The sequence below is a fragment of the Flavobacterium taihuense genome (assembly GCF_019351435.1).
In the GTDB taxonomy this organism is placed as follows: Bacteria; Bacteroidota; Bacteroidia; order Flavobacteriales; family Flavobacteriaceae; genus Flavobacterium; species Flavobacterium taihuense.
In genome coordinates, this window is the sequence record NZ_JAHWYN010000019.1 from 59982 (window position 1) to 66775 (window position 6794).

Below are 6794 nucleotides of genomic sequence, written 5' to 3' on the forward strand. Positions count from 1 at the left end.
ATTGCCATTGTCAGTGATTTTTGCCATTGCTATTGTATTATTTTTTTTTCAAACAGATCAACCACATCTTCTTCGCCTACTTGTAAGTTCCAAACTTGAAGTCCAAGTGCCAACGCAGCATCGGTGTTTTCTTTTTTGTCATCAATGAATAAGGTGTGTTTTGCCTGGAGTGCATTTTGATCCAATACGAAGTTGTAGGTTTCTAGATTGGGTTTTCTCATGCCAATTTCAAATGAGAAATATACTTTTTCAAAACATTGATAAAAATCACTGTAAAATGTTGTTCCTGTTTTTTGTTCGAAGGTGTCAATATGAATGGCATCCGTGTTGCTCAATAAAAATAAACGGTATTTTTTAGAAAGCATTTGAAGGAATTCCAATCGATACAATGGGAAGTCCAATAGTATTGCATTCCAAGCTTGCAAAATGTCCTCGATGGATGCATTGTTAGTATGTTTTTGAATTCCAAACAAGAAATCTTCCTCCGAGATGGATCCTAATTCATACTGTAAGTTCAATTGGTCTAAATCTTCGTTCCAATGGGATATGCCAAGATTTTTTAAGCCATCCATAGTGGCTTGTTTATCTAAATTGATAAATACATCTCCAAAATCAAATATAATAGCATTAATCATGGTTTCTGATTATTAAAAATTCATCGGTGTCAATTGTGTGTTTTTCAAAATCTGTTTTTGGTATATGAGGGGCTTTAATTCCTTTTTCCAAAAATGTTTTCCCTGTAAAAACTCGAGCTTCGTCCCAAAGATTTGCATCGATAAAGGTCTGCAAAGTTTGAAGTCCACCTTCAATAATAACCGATTGGATATTGTTTTTATAAAGTGAATCAACAATTTGTTTGGCTATATTTTGTTTAAAATCAATTACTTCAAAGGTAGTGTTTTCTTTGGAGATAGTGTTTTTGGAATTAGTAAATACAATTGTTTTTGTTTGATTGTCAAAAACAGCATTATCTTCCGGAATGCGATTGTTTTGGTCCAATACTATTCGGACCGGATTGTTTCCATACCAATCTCTCGCATTTAGTTTGGGGTTGTCGTCGATAACAGTTTGTGTTCCTACCAAAATAGCCTGTTCCTCGGTTCTCCATTTGTGAACCAATTGTCTGGAATAAGTATTGGTAATCCAAACTGGTTTTTTTTCCAATTTTTCAAGAGGGGCAATAAAACCATCTTGACTTTGTGCCCATTTTAGTAGAATATAAGGCCTTTTCTTTTGATGAAAAGTAAAAAAGCGTTTGTTGAGTTCGTTGCATTCGTCTTCTAGTATTCCAATAGTGACGTGAATACCCGCTTCAATTAATTTTTTGATTCCGTTTCCGGCCACTTTGATATTTGGATCTACGGTGCCAATAACGACATTTGGGATTTTGTTTTTTATTATTAAATCGCAACAGGGAGGTGTTTTACCAAAATGGCTGCACGGTTCCAAGCTCACGTAGATAGTTGCTTTTTTTAGCAACGATTTATCGTGTACCGAATTTACTGCATTGACTTCGGCATGGGGTTCGCCTGCTTTTTTGTGCCAACCTTCGCCTATGATTTTGCCTTCATATACAATGATGCTTCCAACCATGGGATTGGGATAGGTCGTTCCTAGTCCGTTTTTGGCCAGTTCGATGCAACGGCTCATGTATTTTTCATGTATCTTCACTCTGCAAAAGTAGTAATTTTGGAATTAGAATTTAGTTTCAAAACTTAGGATGTTTTCCCATTTACAATGGCTATTTTTGTGATGTAGAATTAATAATATAGTGTTTTATGGATAATTGGGTTATTAGAAAAATACAAAAAGTAGACAATCAGGCGGTTGCTCAATTGATAAGAGCTGTTTTTGATGAACTGAATATTCCAAAAGTAGGGACAGCTTATGAAGACCCTTATCTTGACTTGATGTTTGAAGAATATAGCAAACCACGATCCGTTTATTATGTAGTCGAAAGTGAGGGGCATATTGTAGGTGGAGCAGGGGTGGCACCACTAGCAAATGAAGCTGAGATATATTGTGAGTTGCAAAAAATGTATTTTCTTCCAGAAACCCGCGGAAAAGGAATTGGAAGCCAAATGATGGAGCAATGTTTACAAAGCGCCCGTGAATTTGGTTTCGAAAAGTGTTACTTGGAAACAATGCCTTTTATGTTGGATGCCCAAAAGTTATATAGAAAAGTAGGTTTCGAAAATATTTGTTCTCCAATGGGAAGTACGGGTCATACGAGTTGTCCGGTTTGGATGCTGAAAGATTTGACACTTTAACCACGAAAGGGAACTGAAAAAAATAAACATGAAAATAAAAGAATACAGAACTCAATTCATTCAAGCGCTTACTCTGATGTATGATGAAGGTGAAGCGGAGAGTTTTTTCTATTTGATATTGGAAGAAAAGCAGCAACTGAAAAGAATTGATTTGGCTTTGGAGCCGGATTTGGTTTTTTCGGAGAATGATATTGACGTTTGGAATTCGATTTTGAAACAATTAAAATTAGAAATTCCGATTCAGTATTTGTTAGGCAAAACAAGTTTTTATGGATTGGATTTTGAAGTCAATGAAAACGTTTTGATTCCAAGGCCGGAGACGGAGGAATTAGTGGATTGGATAATCTCTAATAATCGAACAATCGAACAATCTAAAAATCTAAGGATTTTAGACATCGGAACAGGAAGCGGATGCATTGCCATTTCGTTGGCCAAGAATCTCCCGAATGCAGAAGTTTTTGCAATTGATGTTTCAGAGAAAGCTTTGGCAACTGCCCAAAAAAATGCAGCTCTGAATGAAGTAAAAGTTACTTTTATATCCCAAAACATTCTTGAAACACTAGATTTAGGCCAAGAGTTTGATATTATTGTTTCGAATCCGCCGTATGTAAGGAATCTCGAAAAAGAAGAAATCAAGAAAAATGTTTTGGACAATGAACCTCATTTGGCACTTTTTGTGGAAGATAATGATGCCTTAATTTTTTATAGAAAAATAGCCGAATTGGCTCAAAAAAACCTTTCGGACTCAGGGAAACTTTATTTTGAAATCAATCAGTATTTGGGGAAAGAAATGGTTGATTTACTTGAAGAAATGGATTTTAAAGACATAGAACTTCGTAAGGATATTTACGGTAATGATAGAATGATGAGAGCAGGTTTCAGGTAGCAGGTTTCAGATGGCAGAACGCAGAATTGAGATGGCAGAATTCAGATTTTAGATAGTTGGGAAGGTAAGAAACAGATTTTATCAATTAAACTTATCAGGATTAGCCATCATATAATTTAATAGTTTTCCAACTTCAAGGCTCTTTGAAGTTAAGCCGTCAAAAGTTTCTTGATTAATATATTCACAGGCAAGAGAATATTCCAGCCAAGATTGGGTTTCTGAATTTTCGGCATCACTATCTGAGAGTTTGGAAATAAAATGATTAACGTATCTTCTTTTTCGGGTAGCCTCGGCAATGTTTACAGAAACACTTCTCGAAGAACGCCTAATTTGGTCTGTTAATGAGTATTTCTCTTCAGACGGAAAACCTTTCGAAATATTAAAAATTGACATTCCTAATTCAAATGATTTTTTATAAGCCAATAAATCTTGAAATCTCATATTGTTATTTGAAGGTTAGTTGTTAGCAATTCTGTAATCTCAATTCTGTCTTTTGGAACCTGCTATCTATTTTCTACGTTCTTTAATCTGTCACCTTCAATCTTAATTCTGCCTTCTTATTCATATCGCAGCGCCTCAATAGGATCCAGATTTGCCGATTTTATAGCGGGATATAAACCGGAAACTAATGCCACTATAAAACTAGTCACAAAAGCAGCTATAATCGCTCCCCACGGAATTACAAAAACAAAGTTCATCACTGCCGCAAACCCAAACCCAATTAATATTCCAAAAATAATTCCGACCAAACCGCCTATTTGCCCAATAAGCAGTGTTTCTATAAAAAACTGAAAGGCAATGGTTGATTTTTTGGCTCCCAAAGCTTTTCGAACCCCAATTTCTCGGGTGCGTTCGGTTACCGAAAAAATCATAATATTCATCAAGGCGATAGACGACCCTAGGATCGTGATAATCCCGATAAGCCATGCTGCAAGCCCAAGATATTGGGTGATGCTCATGATTCTGTTAATCAAATCATCACTTCGTACTATGGCAAAATTATTGTCTTTTATAGGACTTAGTTTTCGGACTCTGCGCATAGTGCTGTTCGCATTGTCGATAGCCTGATCCAATAATTCTTTTTTGGCAACCATAACGCTCATCGTATAGTTGATATTTGGAGCTGTAAATAGCGAACGAGCCACTTGTATAGGAATCAAAACCCTTAAATCCTGACTGTTCCCAAAGGTGGAACCTTTCTCTTTTAACACACCAATAACTTTGAATTTGGCACCGCGAATCGAAATGATTTTGCCTATAGGATTGACATCTTTCAGCAGCCCTTTTTCAAAATCCGACCCTACCACACAAGTATAGGTATTGTTAGAAATGTCAAAATTGGTAAAATTTCTTCCTGAACTGGTTTCAAGTCCCGAGTTGGTCAAAAAATGTTCGTCGACACCCAGAACGCTTATTTCGGGATCAGTTTTTAAGGCTTCATATTTTACTTCAGCAATTGAGGTCGCAGTAAATGATAAAGACGTTTCCGTAAGCGGGTAATTGTATTTATTCTTGAAAGCCACAGCTTCGGGATAGGAAATAATAGGATTTATGATTTCGCGTTCCCCGCCACCGCGTCTTCGAGAGGTGTTTTCGTATTGATTAATGTTGAAAGTATTGGCTCCCATCGAAGCAAAATCGGAGGACAAAGTGTTCTCCAGTGCAGCAACAAGAGTTAGGATTGCAACCAAGGCAGTTATACCGATGGCAATAATCATTACCGTCAAAATGGTTCGCAACAATTGAGTTCGGATGGAACCAAATGCGATTCGGATATTTTCTTTGAATAGTTTTAGCATCATAAACATTTGACTCGAAAATACAATTTTTGTTACAAATACCTTTTGAGAAATTAGCTTAAATGTTTTTCAGGAGCTATTTCCAGCTATCCGCTTTATCTTTTCCTTTTTAAAGAAAAAAGGAAAAGGATGCCGCTTCTATCTGGGCTAGGGCATTTCGGTGTTAAAGAGCTTTGAAATTAAATCACAAATTTTTCAAACGGAATTATTTTAAAAGTAAGATATTTGCAGAGTGATATAGAGGATTATGTTTTCGATTAAGAAAGTTTTACTTGAATCTGAAATCTAAAATCTGAAATCTAAAATCTAAAATTAAAAAATGGCATCAAAACCGAGTATTCCAAAAGGAACCAGAGATTTTTCACCTGCTGAGGTGGCAAAAAGACAATACATTATCCAAATCATAAAAAGTAATTTCGAGAAATTTGGTTTCCAACCTATAGAAACTCCTTCATTCGAAAATTCCGAAACCTTAATGGGGAAATATGGAGAAGAGGGCGACCGATTAATTTTTAAGATACTAAACTCGGGGGATTTTTTAGCAAAAGCCAATGCAACTCACCTGGAAGCCAAAGACAGTACGCGACTAACATCAAGCATTTCGGAAAAAGCTTTGCGTTATGATTTGACCGTTCCGTTTGCACGTTATGTAGTGCAACACCAAAATGAAATCGAGTTTCCGTTCAAAAGATACCAAATCCAACCCGTTTGGCGTGCCGATCGACCTCAGAAAGGGCGTTTCAGAGAATTTTTTCAATGTGATGCCGATGTTGTAGGATCTAAATCGCTGTGGCAAGAAGTAGAGTTGGTACAATTGTACGATTCTGTTTTTACTGCATTAGGTTTAGCAGGAGTAACGATTAAAATCAATAACCGAAAAATACTTTCCGGAATTGCCGAAGTTATTGGCGCATCCGATAAACTAATTGATTTTACAGTAGCTTTAGACAAACTCGACAAAATAGGTGAGGACGGCGTAAAGAAAGAAATGATCGAAAAAGGAATTTCAGAAGAAGCGATTATCAAAGTACAGCCGTTATTCAATTTTACAGGAACAATCACAGAGAAAATCGAGAAACTGTCTGTTTTGCTTTCTTCGTCAGCTGAAGGAATGAAAGGGGTTGAAGAACTTAGTTTTATCTGTGATAATGTGATCAATTTAGGATTGTCAACCGCTAGTTTAGATTTGGATGTTACATTGGCTAGAGGACTGAATTATTATACAGGAGCAATATTTGAAGTAGCTGCTCCAAAAACCGTTGCAATGGGTTCCATTGGTGGGGGTGGACGCTACGATGATTTGACCGGTATTTTTGGTTTGAAAAATATGAGTGGAGTAGGAATCTCTTTTGGATTGGACCGAATTTATTTGGTGGTCGAAGAGTTAGGATTGTTCCCGGAAGCGGTAACTTCTACATCCAAAGCTTTGTTTATCAACTACGGAGAGAAAGAAGCTTTCTATTCGATGAAAGCCATCAAAGAATTGCGTGCCTCAGGAATAAAAGTAGAATTATATCCTGATAATGCCAAAGTAGCCAAACAATTCCAACACGCCGATAAACGATTTATCCCTTATGTGGTGATCGTGGGCGAAGAGGAAATGAATGACAATCAATATAGTCTAAAAGACTTAGTTTCTGGAGAACAGAAAACAGTAAGCTTAGAAGAGCTTACCACAATTTTAAAATAACAAAAAAGGCAACCAAATATAGGCTACCGTCTGGACACAACTTTTTTTATCTTTGAGATAAAAAAATGCAGACAAGACATTTTGAAGATTTAAAAGACAAGCGATTGTTGAATAGAGGAAATTCTATTCTCAATCGCTTGTTTGCTAAG

General features: G+C 36.4%; 7 protein-coding genes. 3 read left to right on the plus strand and 4 right to left on the minus strand.

Annotated features, from left to right (window positions below; genetic code table 11):
- Nucleotides 1-29 precede the first annotated feature (29 nt).
- Both KZH69_RS17260 and ribD read right to left on the minus strand, forming a co-directional pair.
- The gene (locus KZH69_RS17260; protein ID WP_219318727.1) at nucleotides 30-635 is read right to left on the minus strand and encodes an HAD family hydrolase; all 606 of its coding nucleotides are present in this window, start codon (nucleotides 633-635) and stop codon (nucleotides 30-32) included.
- The gene (gene ribD / locus KZH69_RS17265; protein WP_219318728.1) at nucleotides 628-1671 is read right to left on the minus strand and encodes a bifunctional diaminohydroxyphosphoribosylaminopyrimidine deaminase/5-amino-6-(5-phosphoribosylamino)uracil reductase RibD; all 1044 of its coding nucleotides are present in this window, start codon (nucleotides 1669-1671) and stop codon (nucleotides 628-630) included. Before ribD ends, KZH69_RS17260 begins: the two co-directional genes overlap by 8 nt.
- A gap of 107 nt (nucleotides 1672-1778) precedes the next feature.
- On the opposite strand from ribD, the gene KZH69_RS17270 reads away from it, so the two are divergent.
- Nucleotides 1779-2270 carry a GNAT family N-acetyltransferase gene (locus KZH69_RS17270; RefSeq protein ID WP_219318729.1) on the plus strand — a complete coding sequence of 164 codons (492 nt, stop codon included), beginning with the start codon at nucleotides 1779-1781 and terminating at the stop codon, nucleotides 2268-2270.
- A gap of 28 nt (nucleotides 2271-2298) precedes the next feature.
- Nucleotides 2299-3156 carry a peptide chain release factor N(5)-glutamine methyltransferase gene (gene prmC / locus KZH69_RS17275; protein ID WP_219318730.1) on the plus strand — a complete coding sequence of 286 codons (858 nt, stop codon included), beginning with the start codon at nucleotides 2299-2301 and terminating at the stop codon, nucleotides 3154-3156.
- A gap of 81 nt (nucleotides 3157-3237) precedes the next feature.
- On the opposite strand, the gene KZH69_RS17280 is transcribed toward prmC, so the two are convergent.
- Both KZH69_RS17280 and KZH69_RS17285 read right to left on the minus strand, forming a co-directional pair.
- Nucleotides 3238-3597: a four helix bundle protein gene (locus tag KZH69_RS17280; protein WP_219318731.1), complete on the minus strand. Its 360-nt coding sequence runs from the start codon at nucleotides 3595-3597 to the stop codon at nucleotides 3238-3240.
- A 116-nt stretch (nucleotides 3598-3713) separates the two neighbouring features.
- Nucleotides 3714-4958: an ABC transporter permease gene (locus tag KZH69_RS17285; protein WP_219318732.1), complete on the minus strand. Its 1245-nt coding sequence runs from the start codon at nucleotides 4956-4958 to the stop codon at nucleotides 3714-3716.
- Between the two features lie 316 nt (nucleotides 4959-5274).
- On the opposite strand from KZH69_RS17285, the gene hisS reads away from it, so the two are divergent.
- Complete coding sequence (gene hisS, locus KZH69_RS17290; RefSeq protein ID WP_219318733.1) at nucleotides 5275-6645, plus strand: histidine--tRNA ligase; 1371 nt, start codon at nucleotides 5275-5277, stop codon at nucleotides 6643-6645.
- Nucleotides 6646-6794 lie beyond the last annotated feature (149 nt).

Coding starts and splice junctions, on each gene's coding strand:
- hisS (WP_219318733.1), top strand. CDS start 5,275: ATGGCATCAAAACCGAGTATTCCAAAAGGAACCAGAGATTTTTCACCT.
- prmC (WP_219318730.1), top strand. CDS start 2,299: ATGAAAATAAAAGAATACAGAACTCAATTCATTCAAGCGCTTACTCTG.
- KZH69_RS17260 (WP_219318727.1), bottom strand. CDS start 635: ATGATTAATGCTATTATATTTGATTTTGGAGATGTATTTATCAATTTA.
- KZH69_RS17270 (WP_219318729.1), top strand. CDS start 1,779: ATGGATAATTGGGTTATTAGAAAAATACAAAAAGTAGACAATCAGGCG.
- KZH69_RS17285 (WP_219318732.1), bottom strand. CDS start 4,958: ATGATGCTAAAACTATTCAAAGAAAATATCCGAATCGCATTTGGTTCC.
- KZH69_RS17280 (WP_219318731.1), bottom strand. CDS start 3,597: ATGAGATTTCAAGATTTATTGGCTTATAAAAAATCATTTGAATTAGGA.